Source organism: Limisphaerales bacterium (genome assembly GCA_014382585.1).
In the GTDB taxonomy this organism is placed as follows: Bacteria; Verrucomicrobiota; Verrucomicrobiia; order Limisphaerales; family UBA1100; genus JACNJL01.
In genome coordinates, this window is sequence record JACNJL010000043.1 from 1 (window position 1) to 18,723 (window position 18,723).

Sequence of the window (18,723 nt, forward strand, 5' to 3'; positions counted from 1 at the left end):
GGGTGTTCAGCCGTGGGTGCTCCGGATGAAAGCGGGAGGAATATGGGGGGTGTGGGGGGGCGTGGTCGTGAGGGGGGGGAAGGGAGTGGGGGGGGGGGGGGGTGGGGGTGGGTGGGGGGGGGGGGGGGCGTGGGGGGGGGGGGGGGGGGGGGGCGGGGCCGCGGGGGGGGCGGGGCGGTGGTGGGCTGGCTGCGCGGGCGGGTTTGCTCGGGGGCGGCGGGCTGGCGGTTGATTGCGTTGGTTGGCTGGCGGGCACGGTGACCTTGGCGCTGCACGAGGGGCACGCAAAGGATTGGCCGGCCGCGGTGTCGTCCACGGTCAACTCAGTCCGGCAGGTTGGGCATGCAAATTTTAGATCCATTTTGGGGCTAAAGCACCAGCGGAGGTTGCCAAAAGTCTACCGGAGTTGTGACGCAAATTCAATCATCAACCGTGCAGGGGGCTGGCGTGTTGGTTAATACCCGTTAGGGTTTTCCGTGTCGCCCACAATCGCCACACCGCCGGAGGTGCCCAATCGCGTGGCGCCGGCCTCGATCATCGCACGCGCATCGGCGGCATTGCGAATGCCGCCGGCGGCTTTCACGCCGGCGAATTGGCCCACCGTCTCGCGCATCAGCTGCACGTGTTCCAGCGTCGCGCCCGCGCTGCCGAAGCCGGTGGAGGTTTTCACAAAATGCGCCTGTGCTTGGACAGCCAGTTTGCACGCTTGCACGATTTCGTCATCAGAAAGCAGGCACGTTTCCAGGATTACTTTCACCACGCGGTCATCCGCCGCTTCCACGACATCGCGAATCTCGCGCACGATAAAATCGTGGTCGCCATCCTTGAAGCGGCCCACGTTCATCACCATATCAATCTCACCCGCGCCCGCGTCAATCGCTGCTTCGGTTTCGTAGCGCTTCACATCCGCCTCCGTCGCCCCCAGCGGAAACCCCACCACCGTGGCTACCTGCACGTCGCTATCCTCCAGCAACGAATATGCCAATTCCACCCGACTGCCATTCACGCACACGGTGGAAAAATGATGCTCGGCGGCTTCGGCGCACAAAGTTTCAATCTGCGCCCGAGTGGCGTCAGGCTTCAGCAGCGTGTGGTCAATAAATTGGGCGAGGTCGGACATAGATTGTTAAAATGGATTGAACACAGATGTTCAGGATGCTCAGGAATTTTTGAAATGAATCCTGAATATCCTGCCTATCAGTGTGAATTCAATAGATTGGCCACCATCGTTTTCTCTTCCTTCAGTTCATTCACTGAAGCATCGATTTTGGCGCGGCTGAAATCGTCGATGGCGACATCCTGCACAATCCCAAATGAGCCGTCGCGATGGGCGCAGGGGAAAGAGGAAATCAATCCGGATTCCACATCGTAGCTGCCATCGGAGCAAACACAGACGCTGTGGAAATCACCTTTGGCAGTAGGCTCGGTGATGGAGCGCACGCTGCCCACAATCGCATTGGCCGCACTGGCGGCGCTCGAGAGGCCACGGGCTTTGATGATCGCCGCGCCGCGCTTTTGGACGGTGCTGATGAACTCACCTTCGAGCCATTCGCGATCGGCGATGGTGTCGGTGGCGGGTGCGCCGTTGATTTGCGCGTTAGTAAAATCCGGATACTGCGTCGCCGAGTGGTTGCCCCAAATGCACATATTAGAAATGGCGGTGACCGGCACACCGGCTTTTTGGGCGAGCTGCGTTTTGGCGCGGTTTTCGTCCAGGCGCGTCATGGCAAAGAAGCGGTCGTTGGGCACGTCCGGCGCGTTGTTCATGGCGATCAGGCAGTTGGTGTTGCACGGATTGCCGACGACCAACACGCGTGTGTCGCTTGCGGCGTGGTTGTTGATGGCCTGACCTTGGCCGGTGAAAATTTTGCCGTTGATGCCCAGCAAATCGCCGCGTTCCATGCCGTCCTTGCGCGGAACACTGCCGACGAGAAGCGACCAGTTGACGCCGTTGAAGCCGGTGTTCAAATCCGCGGTGGGCACGATGTCGGTGAGCAGTGGAAAGGCGCAATCGTCCAGCTCCATACACACGCCGTCCAGCGCGGGCAGGGCGGGTTCGATCTCAATGAGGTTCAGCGCCACCGGTTGATCCGGCCCAAACATTTGGCCCGAAGCAATCCGGAATAAAAGTGCATAACCAATTTGACCGGCCGCACCGGTCACCGCAATTCGAATAGGAGTTTTGCTCATTTCAGTCATTAAAGGTGCGGAGTATGCCCGTCGGCTGCACCGCGTGCAAGCGTTAGCCTCGGCCCAGCCCAAACAATGACAGATAAGCGTCCATCACATTGTTGGCGATGCCGAAGGGATTGTATTCATACGGCGCATTCCACAGAATCATAAACACGATGAAGAGCATCCAAGTGGGATTGCCTAACGAGTCGAGCCAGCGCTTGTACGCGGGCACAAAATTTCCCAGCACCGTCGAGCCATCCAGCGGCGGCACGGGCAGCAGATTAAAAATGCCAAGGGCAATGTTGGTGATGCCGAAAATTTGCAGGAAGTATTGACCGTTTCGCGCCGTGCCTTCAATCGCGCCGCCTGCAGTGTTTATCCAAATCGCAAGCGCGGTGAGGGCGATGAATGCTAATAGAAAATTCATCGCCGGGCCCGCCGCTGAAACCAGCGCATCGCCATAGCGACTGCGGAAGTTACGCGGGTTCACCGGCATCAACCCGAACGCCATGCCCACCAGTACGAGCATCAGGATCGAAAACCCGCCCATGTGCACCATGGGATCCGCTGTCATATGGCCCATTTGGCGCGGGGTATCGTCGCCCTGCCAGATGGCGGCCCAGCCGTGGGCCAGCTCGTGCAGCACAATGGAAATGATGACCGTGACCACCACGCAACCGAAAAACAGTTGCTTCTCGGGCTCGAATAGATTTTGGATGAAGAACGCAAACACGCGCGCAATCTAATGGACACTCCCCCTGAACACCAAACCCAAAACCGCCGCGCCGTGATCGATGTGGGCAGTAATTCCGTGAAACTCCTCGTTGCCGATGTGTCGGCAGGGCAAGTCTTGCCCGTGAAGGCAAAGGGCAAACAAACCCGGCTGGGCAAAGGGGTGTTCGAAACGGGCAAACTGCAACCGGAGCGCATCGATGAAACTGCCCGTGTGATCGGCAAATTTGCCGCAAAAGCATCCGAACTCGGCGCGGGATCTCTTCGGGTGCTCGCCACCAGCGCCGCCCGCGAGGCGGCGAATGGCGCGGACTTCGCGCGGGCGGTTGCCGCGTATGGGCTCGAGTTGGAAATTATCTCGGGTGAAAAAGAGGCGAACCTGATCCTCCGTGCGGTGCGCACGCATCCGGATTTTGCAGACGGAACAGTGGCGGTGATGGACGCCGGCGGGGGAAGCACCGAGCTGCTCGTGGCCAATGAGAGCAATTTGCTCACACAGGCAAGCCATCCGCTCGGCACGGTGCGCTGGCTGGACAAGTTTCCCCCCCAAGATCCGCCCACTGAGGCCGACCGATTGGCGGTTCGCAATTCCATCATTGAATTTCTACAAACTGCCGTTGTGCCGCAATTGCGCGGCATCCCATTGCCTAGTATGCTGGTAGCTTCCGGCGGTTCGCCGAAGTTTCTCACTCGGCTCCTGGAAGGAACACGTGATCTGTCGATCGAACAAATCGAAAAGCGCGAGGTGACCGTCGGGGAAATTCGACAGCTCGCGGATAAGCTCTGGTCGCTGCCGCTGGCGGCGCGCCGGGAACTCCCGGGCATGTCCGCCAATCGGGCCGATGTTCTGCTCATGGGAGCCGCCATTTACGAAGCGGTCATGGAGCAGTTCGGATTTCAAACGCTGCGCCCATCAATGCGCGGCGTGCGATACGGCGCGCTGTTGGATTAATCATAGAGGCCTAGAGTGCGCAGAGGAGAAATGGTAGGGCGGTTTCTCCGAAACCGCTACGGCGCGCTCGGAGAGCACGCCCTGCCTCACGCCCGGAGAGCACGCCCTGCCTCACGGCGTTTACTTATAGCCCTAACCGCTCGTGTTCGATGACGACGTAGCGATCGGTCATGCCGGCGAGGTAATCGCAGATGGCGCGGTGTTGCCCTTCGCTTTCGATGCGGGCGCGGGATTGGCTGCCGATTTGTTCGGGGTGTTCCAGAAAATACGCGAAGAGTTCCTCAAGCAATTTCACGCCGCGTTTGTTGGGCTCGTGCACGACGGGGTTGAAGTACAGATTTTCGTAAAGATACTCGCGCAATTCGAGATTGGTTTCGCGGCGTTGGGCGCTGTATTGGATGAGGGGGTTTTCCTGCAGCCGCACTTCGTCAACGCTCAACACGCCGGCTTTGTGGATGAGCGCGCCGCTGGTTTCCACGACGTCGTGCACTTGGCTGTCGATGAGGCAGCGGATGATGAAGTAACGGCGGCATTCGTCGGCGAGTTCGCCGTGCTCGGCGCGGATGGCGGCATCGGCGTCGCGCCAGAGTTTGACGTTCGTTTTGAGTTCCTCTTCGGAAAGTAAATTTGCGTCGAGGCCGTCGTCGAGGTCGTGGCTGTAATAGGTAATCTCATCGGCGAGGTTGGCGACTTGCGCCTCGAGCGAGCTGGATTTGGCGTCGAAGCCTTCGCGTTTGCTGGGGTGATCGTAGGCGGTGTAATGTTTGATGAGCCCTTCGCGTGTTTCCCACGTGAGATTGAGGCCGTTGATATTGGGATATTTTTGCTCCAACTCCTCGACGATGCGGAGACTTTGGCGGTTGTGCTCGAAGCCGCCGTGATCAGCCATCAAGGCGTTGAGCGCACTCTCGCCTTTATGCCCGAATGGCGAGTGGCCAAGATCGTGCGCGAGCGCGATGGCCTCGGCGAGGTCTTCATTGAGGCCGAGCGCGCGGCTGATGTTTCGCGAGACGGCGGCAACTTCCATCGTGTGCGTGAGCCGCGTGCGCAGGTGATCGCCAGTGCCATTCAAGAAAACCTGCGTTTTATATTCCAACCGCCGAAACGCGCGGGAGTGGATGACGCGATCGCGGTCGCGCTGATAATGCGTGCGCCACTGATGCGGCTCCTCGGCGTGCGCCCGCCCGCGGGAATCAGCGCTGAACTGCGCGAAGGGCGAAAGCGTCTTGCGCTCGTTGTCTTCGAGTTGGGAACGGGAATAGGGCATGGCCCTCAGCTGGAAAGAAATTCATCCGCCGATGAACCGCGCAATTCGAGCAATCGGCAAATCACATCCTCAATAAGATTATTCGGGCACGAGGCGCCGGCGGTGACGCCGATGGTCAACGTGCCGTCCGGCAGCCAGTTGCGGGTTTCGTCCACTTGATTGGTGTGCTGATTCCAATGGCGGATCAAATTGGCATCCGCCATCTCGTCGGCGTTCTTGATAAAAAATGTCGGCAGCACGCCTTCGCCCATCTCGGCGAGGTGCGCGGTATTGGAGGAATTGTAGCCGCCGATGACGAGCAAAAGGTCCATTGGTTTTTGCAGGAGCACGTCCAGCGCGTCCTGTCGTTCCTGCGTGGCACCGCAGATGGTATCGAAAAATCGAAAATGGTCTTCTGCTTTCTCTTCGCCAAACTTGCGTTCGATGGCGGATTTGATGCGGCGCTGCACCTCCTCGGTTTCGTTGCGCATCATCGTGGTTTGGTTGGCGACGCCCACGGCTTTCAAATGTTGATCGGGATCGAAGCCTTCCGAAAATGCGCCCTCAAATTTTTTCAGAAACGCCGCCTTGTCGCCGCCGTTTTCGATGTAATCACAAACGTAATCCGTTTCATCCAACGTGAGCACCACGAGATAATGGCCGTTCTTGGCGGTCGCCTGACTGCTCGTGGCTTTGGTTTCCTCGTGATACGCCTTGCCGTGGATAATGCTCGTGACCTCCTCCTTGGCGTAATTACGCACACGCTTCCAAACACTCATCACATCGCCACAGGTCGTATCCACAAACTGGCAACCTTTCGCCTTGAGCTTCTCCAACGTGGCCACCTCCGTGCCGAACGCCGGAATAATCACCACGTCATCCGCGCCGAGATCATCAATATCCGCCACCTTGTTTGGGCCCGAAAGAAAGCGAATCCCCATATCGCGAATCTGATCGTTCACCTCGGGGTTATGAATAATCTCGCCAAGAATATAAAGCGGCTTGTCCGGGAAAACCTTCAACGCCGCATACGCCAAATCAATGCAACGCTCCACCCCGTAACAAAACCCAAACTCCTTCGCCAACTTAATCGTCATCCGCGCGTCAACGCTCGTCACTTCGCCTGTGGCCCGCAGTCGATCGACCAAGTCACTGCGATAATGCGTCAGCACCTGCGCCTTCACTTGCTCCATGATATCCGGCCGGCGCAGGTTAATGCGCTTGGGCTTCGGTTTGGATACGGGTTGATTGGGGGCTTCAGGGGCCATCGGCGTCAGCTTGGCACAGTGTCTTTGGCAGGGTCGAGATGAATCCCTTAACTCACCAACCAATTCAAAATCGATTTCTGCGTGTGCAGGCGGTTTTCGGCTTGGGTGAAGATGGTGTCGGCGTGGGCTTCGAGGGTGGGGGCGTCGATTTCCTTGCCGCGGTAGGCAGGGAGGCAGTGCATGACGAGGGCCCCTTCGTTGGCGCGGGCGACGAGGGCTTGATTGATTTGGTACCCGGCGAAGTCTTGCTCGCGTTGGGCAGTTTCCTCTTCCATGCCCATGGAGACCCAGACATCGGTGTATAGTAGGTCGGCTCCTTCGGCGGCGGCGTTGCAGTCTTCGGTGACGGTGATATTGCCGCCGGCCTTGGTGATGAGGTCCGGGCAAGGCTGGTGGGCTTTGGGTGCGGCGATGCGCAGCTCGAAGCCGAGTTTATCAGCGGCCCAGATCCAGCTGATGGGCACGTTGCAGGCGCCGTCGCCGATGAAGGTGACGGTCTTGCCGGCGATCGGGCCGCGGGCTTCCTGGTAGGTGAAAATGTCAGTCAAGATTTGGCAGGGATGCTCGGCATCGGTTAGGGCGTTGATGGTGGGGATGCCGGAGTGTTCCGCGAAATCCTCCACATCGCTCTGGGCAAAAGTGCGGATGACGGCGCCGTGCACCATGCGGCCGAGCACGCGGGCGGTGTCTTGGATGGGTTCGCCACGACCAAGTTGCAGGTCGTTGGCGTTGAGAAACATTACGCCGCCGCCGAGCTCGCGGATGCCGGTCTCGAAGGACACGCGGGTGCGCGTGGAGGATTTGGTGAAAATCATCGCCCACGTCTGGCCGGCGAGCGGTTGGTGTTGGCTGTCGCCGCGTTGCGCCTTGATGACAGTGGCATTTCCCAGAATGGTCTCGATGGACGCGGTGTCCATCGCCTCAATGCTTAACAGATGTTTCATGATGCTAGTTCCTTAATGACACCCTCGATGATGGCGAGACCTTCATCGGCGTCGGTTTGCGAAAGGTTCAATGGCGGCAACAGACGAAAGACCCGCGCGCCGGCTGGGATGGTGAGCAGACCAGCGTCGTGGAGTCGCTCGACGATTTGCACGGAAGCGGGCCGTTTGCTATCGGCAAAGGCGGGGATGCCCTCGGCCAATTCGATGCCGATCATCAGGCCGAGCCCGCGCACTTCCTTCAGCACGGTGGGATGCGCCTCGATCAGCGTTTGGATTCTCCCGGCCAAATGGTTCCCCAGCGTCACGGCGTGTTGCGCGAGGCCGTCGCGCTCGATGATCTCCAGCGCCTTGAGTGCATGCGCGCTGACCAGCGGCGTGCCGCCAAAGGTGGTGCCGTGCGTGCCCGGGCCGAGCACATCCTGCAACGGTTCGCTCGCCCAGATCGCGCCCATCGGCAGACCGGCTGCGAGGCTTTTGGCCATCGAGCAGGCGTCCGGCGCGAAGTCCGGATGCGCGCTCATGATGGTTTGCCAGCCGAAAAAATTGCCTGTTCGAAAATGGCCGCATTGCACTTCATCGAGCAACAACAGCAGATTACGTTCATTGCACAACGCGCGCAGGCCGAGCAGATACTCGGGCGTGGCGCAATTGATGCCGCTCTCGCCTTGGATTGGCTCCAGAAGAATCGCGCCAGTCGCCGGCGTGATGGCCGCGCGCATGGCGTCCAGATCGCCATAGGGCACATGCCGGAAGCCTTCCAGGGCTGGCGCAAACCCGTCCTTCACCTTCTGTTGGCCGGTGGCCGCAATGCCCGCGAGTGTGCGCCCGTGAAATGAGCCGAGTGTGGTTAGGATTTCAAACTGACCCTCCTCATGGCCGCGCAGTCGCGCGAGTTTGTAGAGTGCCTCGTTGGCTTCGGCGCCGCTGTTACAGAAAAACACTTTGCCTTTGCCGCCCGCGAGCGTGGTGAGTTTCTTCGCAAGCAATCCCTGCGGCTCGGTGTAGTACAGATTGGAAATATGCGTCAGCTTGCCTGCTTGTTCGGCCAGAGCATCGGCCAGTTCAGGATGGCCGTGGCCGAGGCAGGCGGTGGCAATGCCCGCGCCCAAGTCGAGCAACCGTCGGCCTTCGGCCGTGTGCACGTGGCTGCCTTCGCCGTGAGTGATGGCGATCGGGAAACGCGCATAAGTCGGGATGACGTGGGCGTCAATGCGTTGTTGGATTTTTGAGTCGCTCATTTTAATTTTACCACAGAGACACAGAGAGCGCAGAGAAGTTCATTTTCAAAACCTCTGTGTTCTCTGTGCCTTTGTGGTGAGAAATGGTTTTCATTTTACAATTTCCGTCCCCACGCCTTGGTTGGTAAAAATTTCCAGCAACACCGCGTGATGAATTCTCCCGTCGACGAGGGCGACTTTGTCGACGCCGGCGTTGATGGCAGTGACGGCGCTGTCGACTTTGGGAATCATCCCGCTGGCGATGATGCCGGCTTGTTTCAGTTCATCAACTTCGGCGATGTCGAGGTGCGAAATGAGCGTGGCATCGTCGTCAGGATCGCGCAGCAGCCCGCGCACATCGCTCATGAACACCAGCCGCTTGGCGGCCAGCGCAATGGCGGCTTGGGCGGCGGCGACATCGGCGTTGCAGTTGTAAATTTGTCCGTTCGCATCGCGCGCGGTGGGGGAGATCACCGGCGTGATGCCTTGGGCGATGCATTCCTCCAGCGGCGCAGTGTTCACGGCAGTGACCTCACCGACAAAGCCGTAATCCTGATTATCGGGGGCATGCCGGGTGCAGGTGAAAATATCCGTGCCGGCAAAGCCCTTGGCCACGCCGCCGAGCGAATTGATCATCTCCACGATCTCGGCATTGATTTCCTGCGACAACACCTGATCAACCACCGCCACGGAATCGGCATCCGTGTAGCGCAAACCATTGACGAAGCGCGTCTCCACGCCGGACGCTTCCAGCGCGCGGCTGATGCGTTTACCACCGCCGTGCACCACCACCGGATTGATCTCGACCGCTTCTAGGAACACCACATCCCGCGCAACACCCGTGCGCACGGCTTCGTCCGGACTGTCCATGAAACTGCCCCCGTACTTCACTACGAACGTTGCCCCGGCAAAACGCTGAATGTACGGCAGCGCTTCGAGCAATGTGGCGGCTTTGGAGATGAGTTCCTGCATGTCAGCCTCCGAGCGATGTGGGGTCGCTGATGTCGCCCTTGTTGAATTCCACGTATTCCTCGGTGAGATCGGCGGCGTAGAGCGTGGCCTGGCCTTTTCCGAGATTCAGGTTAATGTGCAGGTCAAACTCCGTCGGCGCGACGGCCGCGCACAAGGTCTCAAAGGTCGTCCGAGTGGGTCTGCCTTTCTTGAGGGAATAGGTTAGCTTCTTGGTTTCGGGCGCGCTGTAGGCGATGTCGACTTTTTCCTCCACCACCTTCGCAGACGAATAGCCAAGGGTATCGATGATCCGGCCCCAGTTTGGGTCGCCGCCGTTCCAGCTGGTTTTCACCAACGCACTGTTGCCCACTGCACGCGCGGCAGCATCGGCTTCCTTCTGCGTCTTGGCGCCGCGCACCCGCACGGTGACCAGTCGCGTGACGCCTTCGCCATCGCGTACCATCATTTTGGAAAGCTCGAGGCAGACGTGATTCAGGGCAGCCTGAAATGTTTTCAAGTCGCGCGCGCTGAGTTTTTTGTTTCCAGCCAAACCGTTGGCGAGCAGGAGCACAGTGTCGTTGGTGCTCATGTCGCCATCCACGGTGATGCAATTAAAACTGCTGGCCACGGCCTCGCGCAGGCACTTGCGCAATGCGCCGGCGGGAATTTTTGCGTCGGTTGTGAGGTAGGCGAGCATGGTGGCATGCAGAGGCATGCTCGCGGGCCGCACGCCGGTGGGACTCATGCCGGGCTGAATCATGCCCGCGCCCTTGGCAATGCCGCCGAGCCGCACGGTTTGGCCGCCGAGCTGAAATTCCACGGCGATCTCTTTCGGCCGCGTGTCGCTGGTCATGATGGCCTCAGCGGCGTGGTGCGCCGCGGTGGGGGAATCATCGAGTTCCTTGACGATCTGCCGGATGCCGGCGCGGATGTTCGGCATGGGCAGCTCCAGACCAATCCGGCCTGTGCTGCCGACGAGTACATCCTCCGGTTGGAGCAACAATTCCTCGGCCAAGAGCGCAGTCATTTCCTGCGCATCCTTCAATCCGCGCGGGCCGGTGCAGGCATTGGCGTTGCCGGAATTGATGACGACCGCCTGCGCCTTTCCGTCGGCGATGTGGTCCACGCACACCTTCACCGGTGCGGCGCAGATTTGATTGGTCGTAAACATCCCCGCCGCCGTGGCCGGTACCTCGGAGACAATCACGGCCAGATCGCGTTTTTGCCCTTTGTTGCTGCCTTTGCCGGTGCCGAGCCGTTTAACATCACAAAACAACCCAGCCGTCAGGAAACCTTGCGGGGCGATAATGGAACCATCAATGGAATGAAAAGATTTCATCTCTTTGGGAGGGGGAGCATTGGGAAAAGAATAGGAGAACCCAACGCAACCTTAACGGCGGCGTCGACGCGAAGACTTGGATTGAGTCTGCAGGTTCATTCGGCGGGAAATATAGGCGGGAAGGCGGGGGGTGTCAATTTGGAATTTGGAATTTTCAACGATCATTGGGACTGGGTCAAAACCACCATCCCGACTACGCCGCCCACTGCGATCACTCCGCCAATCAATGCGCGCCAGCTTGGCTTTTCTTCTTTCATTAAAATAGCAAACGGGATGACGACGAGCGGGGTGATGGCGACGATGGGGAGGACGACGCCGGTGGGGTTGTTGAGCAGGGCCCATTGGTAGCAGGTGACGCCGAAGGCGGGGCCGGCCAGGGCGTTGAGGATGAGCCAGCGGCGGCCGGCGCGCCAGTCGCTGGCGGGGTTGGTGAGGGCGCGGGCGCTGGGGGAATCGGGGTGACTCTTTATATAAGTGCGCAGCGCCCACAGGCAAAGGCCGGTGAAAACCATGCCGCCTAGCTGGCGCTGGACGGCGACGGTGAGGCCGGCGTGGAAGGCGTCGCTGCCGGTGAGGGTGTTGAATTCGGTGAAGGACTCGGTGATGACGCGCACGAGGACACCCGCGCCGAAGCCTTGGCCGAAGGCGGCGACGAGTCCCCAACCGATGCCCTCCCAAAGAGTGCGACGGTCGAGGTGGAGGTTTTCGCGCGGTGCGAGCGCGATGGCCACGCCAGAGAGGATGACGACGGCGCAGATGATTTGCGGGAGCGAAGGCAGCGTATCGAGCCACGCGAACTCAATGCCCACCGCCAGCGGTACGGAGACGCAATGGACGATGAGCACCGTAAGCCGCGAGCCGATGCGTTGGAGGGCCTGGAAGAGCGCGATGTCGCCAAGGCCAAAGCCGACGGCGCCGCTTAAAAAGAGCAGCCAGAAAATGTCTGGCTGAAAATGTTTCGCGCCAATTGCAAAAAAGAGAAACGCGATGGCGGAGAGCACGATGGGAGCGAAGATCAGCCGCGTGAAGTTGGCTTCGGTGCCGCCGATGTGCTCGGTAGTTTTCCGCGCCGAAACGGCGGAGGCGGAAAACAAAACCGTGCACAATAAAGCCGCTAACATCGCGCGAAGGGGTACGCGGTTGCGGGCAGTTTGTCACGGGTTTAACATTGAGTTGCAGGATTGGGGCCAGGGTTTTGGGTTGCGAATGGTGGACAAGTGGTTAGAATTTTGCCGATGAAAGTTTTTTGGATTTTTTTGGCGTTGATGATGAACTTGAATGTTAATTGCGTGCAGGGGGGGGATAAAGATGGGGCGGCGCTGAAATTTGTGGAGGCGGCGGCGAAGGCGTTTCGCGAAGGGAAAACGGACGAGGCGCTAAAGCTGGCGGCGAAGGCGGTGGAGGTGGAGCCGAAGAATGCGAATTTGCACTATTTCAAAGGGCAGCTCCACAGTAAACTGGGTCAGCACGCTAAAGCCGCGGCGGAATACACGAAGGTGCTGGCGTTGAAGCCGGAAAATGATCGCGTCGCCGACACGCATCAGGAACGCGGCGAGGCGTATTTTAAGCTGGGAAAAATCAAGGAATCGATTGCGGATTTCGACGTGTTTATTAAAGCGTATCCGCGACAAGACCCGCATCATTGGCAGCGCGGCATTTCGTATTATTATGCGAACGAATTCAAGAAAGGCTACGAGCAATTCGAGCGGCACCAAACGGTGAACCGCAATGACGTGGAAAATGCGGTGTGGCATTTTTTGTGTTTGGCACGGGCGAAGGGAATTAAAGAAGCGAAGAAAAAACTCATCCCCATTGTGGGCGATGGCCGCGTGCCGATGATGGAAGTGCTGGCGCTCTTTGGCGGCAAGAGCACGCCGAAAAAAGTTTTGGCCAAGGCGCGCGCGGGCGGGGTGAAGGGTGCGCGATTGGAACGGCAATTATTTTATGCGCATCTTTATCTTGGGCTTTGGTACGAGGCGACGGGGGAAAAGAAACTGCGCGACCAATACATTGGCCTCTCCGCGGCGGTGGCGGATAATCATGGCTATATGGGTGACGTGGCGCGAGTGCACGCGGAGTTGAATAAAATTCCAATCCCAAAAACCAAAGTCGAAAAATAACTGAAAGTATTCACCATTGTGATCATTTATATTCACCATTGTGAATAGCTTGACCTTGGCGGGGTGGGGTTAACGCCTTAGATTCGCACCGGTGAGGGGAGGTTATTCCAAAATAATTTGTGCGATCGTGCTGTGCTTTGCGGTAGGCGTGGCGGCACAGCAATTTCAGGCGCAGCAAAATGGCCAGCGCGATCAGAAGCCGGTGGCTTTTCCCAAGGTGGAACAGGAGGAGTTTTTCCTGCAAGCCATCGACGCCTTGCAAGCGGGCAATACCAACGCGGTGCTCGAGTTGGTGGACCGCGCGGTAGGCGTGGATGTCACCAATCGTTTTGCTTACATCAAGCGTGCGCAATTGCTGGATATCTTCAGCCTCGATGAACGCGCGGTGAAGGATTATACCATCGCCATTTCGTACGACCCTACTTTTGCCGACGTGTATCAACTGCGCGGTTGCAACCACTTCAAGGCCGGGCGATTGGAGGATGCGGTGGCGGATTGGAATCTGTTTATTAGCCTTAAACCTGAAAAGGAGGCGTTGCACTGGCAGATCTGCGTGGCCTACGCGTTGCAAGGGCAGTTTAGTGAAGGGCGTAGTCAATTCGAGTGGCACTGGACGGCGAACACCCAAGACGTCGAAGTGGCGTTGTGGCACTTTATGTGCACAGCGCGTTTGGATGGATTAGAAAAAGCGCGTGGCGCGATGATGGAAGTGAATCTGAGCGAGGACAAACGCGTGCCGATGGAGGCGCTTTATAATTTTTATGCGGGCAAACTCACCGAGGCTGATGTGTGGCTGGCGGTGGAGCAGGGCGCGCCCGATGCAACGGAGCGCTCCAAGCGCGAATTTTTTGCAAATTATTACATTGGCGTCCATCGACAGGCCGAAGGCAAACTGGTGGAGGCGCGTGAGTCTGTGGAAAAAGCGCTTGGCATCGCCTATCGCAATGAAGGCTTCATCGGCAACAGCCCCGGTGGCCAAATCCGCGCGGGCGATATGGCGCGCGTGCATCTGGGCATTCTCGACACGCAAATCAAAAACGCCAAAGCCTTGGCGGCGGCGCAATCGCCCGAGGCCCTCGCGGCGCGGCGGCGGATGATGTTATTGAGTGTCGGAGGGTTGGTGGGGCTCGTTGGGTTTGGTGTTTTTCTACAACGCCGTCGCCCAAAGATTGTCGCTGTGCCTGAGCTGGACGACGCCGAATTGGCTGAGAAAAGCTCGACTTAATCGGCCGACTGGTTTTCATCCTTCGCGTTCACGCGATCATCGATCATATGAGCTTACCCACAGACATTCGCGCCATAGGCGCGGCACTTTATTTTCTACCTGTCCACACCCGCATGCCGCTGAAGTTTGGCGGGGAGACGGTGACGTACGTCACGTGCGCCCGCGCGCGGGTGACGGTTCGCGATGCCGCCGGTCGCACCGCGGACGGCTGGGGCGAAACACCGCTGAGCGTCACGTGGGTTTGGCCGAGCACGTTGGGTTACAAGGAGCGGCACGAGGCGATGAAAGCCTTTTGTGAAACACTGGCCGGCGCGTGGGCGGACTTTTCCGCGAGCGGGCATCCGATGGAAGTGGGGCAGGATTTTATTGAAGGCGTTTTGCCGGGGCTGCTCGAGCAGCACAACGAAGGAGCAACGGAGCCGATGCCGTGGCTCGGGGCGCTCGTGTGCAATTCACTTTTTGATATCGCGCTGCACGACGCGTTTGGAAATTTGCACGGGCGGGATGTTTACAAAACGTACAATGCCGAGTGGATGAATCGTTCGCTGGAGGAATTTTTGGAGCCGGCGGCAGAGTCAGTTTCCTTCGCAGGAAAATATCCGGAAGATTTTTTTGTGGCCGAACCGTCCACGCAATTACCCGCGTGGCATCTCGTCGGCGGGGTGGACCCGCTCGATGAAAGCGAGTTGACCGGCAACGAACCGGATGACGAGCATCCGGTGTTGCTCGCCGATTGGATAAAAACCGACGGCCTCAAGTGCCTCAAAATAAAACTGCGCGGCACCGATGCAGCGTGGGATTACGCGCGCATTGTCAAAGTGGGCGAGATCGCAGTAGCCGGCGGCGTGGAATGGTTGACCACCGATTTCAATTGCACCGTCACCGAGCCGGAATATGTGAACACGATTTTGGATGACCTGCGCGCTGAGCACCCGAAATTGTTTGAGATGCTTTTGTATGTCGAGCAACCGTTCCCGTACGACCTCGAGCAACACGCCATCGACACCCACAGTTGCAGCAAGCGTAAGCCCCTGTTCCTAGATGAAAGCGCGCACGATTGGCAACACGTGCGGCTGGGACGCAAACTGGGCTGGACCGGCGTGGCGCTCAAAACCTGCAAAACCCAAACCGGCGCACTGCTATCAGCGTGCTGGGCGAAAGCACACGGAATGGGGCTGATGGTACAGGATTTGACCAACCCAATGCTCGCGCAAGTGCCGCATTGCCGACTGTCCGCACAGATGGGCACAATTATGGGCGTGGAAACGAATGCGATGCAGTTTTATCCTGCGGCTTCCACCGTCGAGGCCGCGGTGCATCCGGGGCTGTATCAGCGGCGCGGGGGCAAGGTGGATTTGTCCACGTTAGGGGGGAGTGGTTTCGGCTATGGCGAGGCGATTGGCGTGCGCGAATTGCCAGAGGCCGCGGCGGTGTGCGGCGAATGTGAATAACCTTTCAATATTTTTCCGGTGTGTTATGGGCAGGAAACCGCTTTGATGCGCCGGTCTGCTGTCGAATTCGTTGAAAGGAATTGATGGGATTCACCGTTCGTTACGTCGAATTTTCCAGCTGTCCCGCGTTGATACGTACACGCGGGATTGCGAGTTTTTTTTGATAAAAACGGTTGCCGAAAAAACAAACTGGAACGACCTTATACTATGGAGACCCTTGCACCTTGCCAAACCTCCCCCCGCGGATTGGGCTGGCACGCGCGTGCATTGCTTTTCCTCGCCGTTATTTTCCTTGCCGCGCCCGATTCCGTCTCCGCTCAAAACGGGAGCGATCCGAATCTTAACATATTCCTTAAAGCCAGAGATTATTACGACAAAGGAAACTTCCCGCTGGCGGTTCGGGAGCACCGGAGATTTCTCAAAGCCGCACCAAAACATCCGCGGGTTCCCGATTCCAAATGGGGATTGGGGCTTGCGTACATTCAGTTAAAGCAATGGGCATCAGCCGCTGCGCTCATGGGCGAGTTGGCGGTGAGCAAAACTTCAACGGACCAAGCCGGCGCATACTATTATTGGGGCCAAAGTTTGCTGATGTTGCGCAAGCCAGCCAACGCCGAAGCGGCTTTCCTCGCGGGCCTTAAGCTGAAACCAACGGCGCGCCTGGATGGCTTTCAGATGGGGTTGTTGGAAGCGCGATTCCAGCAGAAAAAATGGGAATCAGTAAAAGCCACGGTGGCCGCATTGCCCGCAGAACAGCGCGCCGATGGGCGGGTATTATTTCAGACCGGTTACGCGAGTTTTATGCTGCGTGATTTCAAATCATCAGCCAAAGAACTGGGCGCGTTGAAGCAAAGAGTTGGCGCGGCGCCCTTCGCGCATCAAACGCGATTCTTCCTCGCGGAATCACTGCGCGAGTTGGGCCAAATCAAAGAGGCAATCCCTGAATACGCAGCGGCGCACAAACTGCCCGGCGAGTACGCGGCCGACGCGCTGTACCGCGAAGGGTTTTTAAATTTCCAAATCAAGAACTACCGGGAAGCCGCCGGGTTATTTGGCAAATTTCGCGATCAATATCTGCAACACCGGCTCCGCAGCGCGGCGGGATTGAGCCTCGGGCAGGCTCATTTAGAAAATCGGAATTACAAAGAGGCGGACTTTGTCTTCATCGGTTTGGCTATGGAACGGGGGGCGAATGCGTCAATCGCCCTGTGGCACAGCCGGGTATTCAAGCGGCAAAAAAAATACGCTGCCGCAGCGGCAATTTTGGTGCCCGCGGTAAAACAATTTCGCGGTGATGTTTTGATGGGTCAATTGCTTTTGGATTTGGCGGAAAATTATTTTGGCGCCGAACAGTACGTTGAATCCGCCACGGCGTTTGAACGGCTGCTGAAAGACTACCCGAAACACCGCCAACGGGAAATGATCCTGCGCCTCAGCGCCCAAGCTCAATTCCGCACCGGTCGCTATGCTGCCGCGCTGGCATTGTGCACGAATTATCTGGAGGCGTACCCGAAGCATCTTGAGGCGGCGGCGGTGGTTTTTCTACAAGGTGAGAATCAGTTTTTCCTCGAAAAATATGGCGACGCAGCTGAAACCTTTGAGCAATTTCTCAAAGCCCATCCGAATCACGCCCAAGCCCGAGCAGCACAAATGCATATTGGCGAATGCCATTTCTTTGGCGAACGATGGAAGGATGCACGGGCAGCATTGGAAAATCTGGCAGACAAAAAACGCATCGGCAATTCGTTCCAACAATACGATTTCTTGATGGGCAGTTGCCATTATCGATTGGAAGATTGGGCAAAGGCTGTGGATTCTTTCCAACTTTTTATCACGCGTTTCCCCACCGCCCCCAATGCGGATGTGGCGTTGATCCGCACCGCGCACGCGCTGGAAGCTCAAGAGCAAACTGACAATGCGCTGGCTGTTTACGAACAGCTTGCCGAGGATTATCCCAAGAGCACTCATCACTCCCACGCCGCGGTAATGGCCGGCCGGATTTATTTTGAAGCCAAACAATACGCCAAGGTGCGGAACGTACTGAAGTCCACGGCGCAAAAGAAAGGCGATCCCAATCAGTCGCTGGCAATTTATTATCTGGGCTATTCCGAAGCAGCCGCGGGGCAATCGGACGAGGCGATCGCGTTGCTCGAACAACTCGCCAATGATTTCCCTAAAGACACGAATGCCGCCGATGCGCGATTAAAGGTGGGTGAGTTGCAACTCAGCACTGAGAAATTTGAAGCCGCACAAAAATCTTATGAGGGATTTTTCAACGCATTCCCGAATCACAAACGGGCGGATGACGCGCATTTCTTCCTCGCTCAAGCGCAGGCGGGGCAGGAGCAATGGGATGCGGCCATCAAAAGCCACCTTGCGGTGGGCGACAAATCCGAATGGAAGGATGAATCCCTTTACCAATCCGCCTGGTGCGAACGCAAGGCGGGCCGAGTGGCGGATGCCCGGAAGAAATACGAGGCGTTGATTTCCAATCATCCCGAGAGTGACAAAGCACCTGACGCCAAGCTGGAATTGGCCGAGCTGGAATACGAAACCGGAAAATATAAAGAGGCCGTCGGCCGGTTGGGAAAAATTATCGAGGAGGACACCGATCGGCGGCGGTTGGCATTGGCTCAGTTTCGCCTCGGCCATTGTCATAGTCAGTTGAAGGATTGGGAAAAAGCTGACGAAGCATTTCAATCCTTTCTCACCAAAAATGCGCGTCACGAACTCACCCGCAAAGTTCGGCTCGGACTGGGGCGGGTGCAAATTGAGCAGGGCGAAGACGACGACGCGCTTCGTTCGCTGTCATCCGCAGTGCGGGGCGCGGAAGGCGATGAAGTGGGTGCGGAGGCGCAGTTTTTGCGTGGCGAAATTTACCGTGCTCAGGAAAAATTTGATGAAGCGATTGTCGAGTACGCGAAGGTGGACGCCTTTAAGCTCCACGAGCCTTGGCGGGCGGATGCGCTTTTAGGACAAGCATTGGCCCTCGAAGGCAAAGGCGATGCGGCGGAGGCCACGGAAAGATTAAATAAACTGCTCACCCAATTTCCAAACTCCAGCGCCGCTGAAAAGGCGAAGGAAAAATTGAACCCCTAATAGA

The 18,723-nt window shown here is 57.9% G+C and carries 15 protein-coding genes; 5 read left to right on the forward strand and 10 right to left on the reverse strand.

The window, feature by feature from the left end:
- Positions 1-454: 454 nt before the first annotated feature.
- The 3 genes from deoC to H8E27_09285 form a co-directional block, all read right to left on the reverse strand.
- Entirely contained in the window at positions 455-1,120 is a 666-nt protein-coding gene (gene deoC, locus H8E27_09275) for a deoxyribose-phosphate aldolase (protein MBC8325800.1), read from the reverse strand.
- Positions 1,121-1,197: 77 nt separating this feature from the next.
- Positions 1,198-2,190, reverse strand: coding sequence for a malate dehydrogenase (locus tag H8E27_09280; protein MBC8325801.1), 993 nt, complete (start codon positions 2,188-2,190; stop codon positions 1,198-1,200).
- Between the two features lie 52 nt (positions 2,191-2,242).
- A complete protein-coding gene (locus tag H8E27_09285) occupies positions 2,243-2,908 on the reverse strand; it encodes a site-2 protease family protein (protein ID MBC8325802.1) in 666 nt (221 codons plus the stop codon).
- A 12-nt stretch (positions 2,909-2,920) separates the two neighbouring features.
- Here H8E27_09285 and H8E27_09290 point away from each other — a divergent pair, with 12 nt between their 5' ends.
- Positions 2,921-3,859, forward strand: coding sequence for a hypothetical protein (locus H8E27_09290; protein ID MBC8325803.1), 939 nt, complete (start codon positions 2,921-2,923; stop codon positions 3,857-3,859).
- A gap of 124 nt (positions 3,860-3,983) precedes the next feature.
- Here the strand turns inward: H8E27_09290 and H8E27_09295 are convergent, their stop codons facing one another.
- From H8E27_09295 to H8E27_09325, 7 genes are all read right to left on the reverse strand, one after another.
- Complete coding sequence (locus H8E27_09295) at positions 3,984-5,126, reverse strand: deoxyguanosinetriphosphate triphosphohydrolase (protein ID MBC8325804.1); 1,143 nt, start codon at positions 5,124-5,126, stop codon at positions 3,984-3,986.
- Positions 5,127-5,131: 5 nt separating this feature from the next.
- Positions 5,132-6,373: a 4-hydroxy-3-methylbut-2-enyl diphosphate reductase gene (locus tag H8E27_09300; protein ID MBC8325805.1), complete on the reverse strand. Its 1,242-nt coding sequence runs from the start codon at positions 6,371-6,373 to the stop codon at positions 5,132-5,134.
- A 47-nt stretch (positions 6,374-6,420) separates the two neighbouring features.
- The gene (argF, locus tag H8E27_09305) at positions 6,421-7,317 is read right to left on the reverse strand and encodes an ornithine carbamoyltransferase (GenBank protein ID MBC8325806.1); all 897 of its coding nucleotides are present in this window, start codon (positions 7,315-7,317) and stop codon (positions 6,421-6,423) included.
- Positions 7,314-8,555: an acetylornithine transaminase gene (locus tag H8E27_09310; protein ID MBC8325807.1), complete on the reverse strand. Its 1,242-nt coding sequence runs from the start codon at positions 8,553-8,555 to the stop codon at positions 7,314-7,316. Before H8E27_09310 ends, argF begins: the two co-directional genes overlap by 4 nt.
- A gap of 90 nt (positions 8,556-8,645) precedes the next feature.
- Positions 8,646-9,506, reverse strand: coding sequence for an acetylglutamate kinase (gene argB / locus H8E27_09315; GenBank protein ID MBC8325808.1), 861 nt, complete (start codon positions 9,504-9,506; stop codon positions 8,646-8,648).
- Between the two features lies 1 nt (position 9,507).
- Entirely contained in the window at positions 9,508-10,824 is a 1,317-nt protein-coding gene (gene argJ / locus H8E27_09320) for a bifunctional glutamate N-acetyltransferase/amino-acid acetyltransferase ArgJ (protein ID MBC8325809.1), read from the reverse strand.
- Positions 10,825-10,985: 161 nt separating this feature from the next.
- The gene (locus tag H8E27_09325) at positions 10,986-11,945 is read right to left on the reverse strand and encodes a DMT family transporter (protein ID MBC8325810.1); all 960 of its coding nucleotides are present in this window, start codon (positions 11,943-11,945) and stop codon (positions 10,986-10,988) included.
- Between the two features lie 114 nt (positions 11,946-12,059).
- On the opposite strand from H8E27_09325, the gene H8E27_09330 reads away from it, so the two are divergent.
- The 4 genes from H8E27_09330 to H8E27_09345 all read left to right on the forward strand — a co-directional run bounded on the left by H8E27_09330 (position 12,060) and on the right by H8E27_09345 (position 18,719).
- Complete coding sequence (locus H8E27_09330; GenBank protein MBC8325811.1) at positions 12,060-12,944, forward strand: tetratricopeptide repeat protein; 885 nt, start codon at positions 12,060-12,062, stop codon at positions 12,942-12,944.
- A gap of 127 nt (positions 12,945-13,071) precedes the next feature.
- Positions 13,072-14,169 (forward strand): hypothetical protein, encoded by a 1,098-nt coding sequence (locus tag H8E27_09335; protein ID MBC8325812.1) that lies wholly within the window; start codon positions 13,072-13,074, stop codon positions 14,167-14,169.
- A gap of 47 nt (positions 14,170-14,216) precedes the next feature.
- Entirely contained in the window at positions 14,217-15,620 is a 1,404-nt protein-coding gene (locus H8E27_09340; GenBank protein ID MBC8325813.1) for a mandelate racemase/muconate lactonizing enzyme family protein, read from the forward strand.
- 207 nt (positions 15,621-15,827) lie between these two features.
- On the forward strand, positions 15,828-18,719 hold the full coding sequence (locus tag H8E27_09345) for a tetratricopeptide repeat protein (protein ID MBC8325814.1): 2,892 nt from the start codon (positions 15,828-15,830) through the stop codon (positions 18,717-18,719).
- The last annotated feature ends 4 nt before the right edge of the window (positions 18,720-18,723 follow it).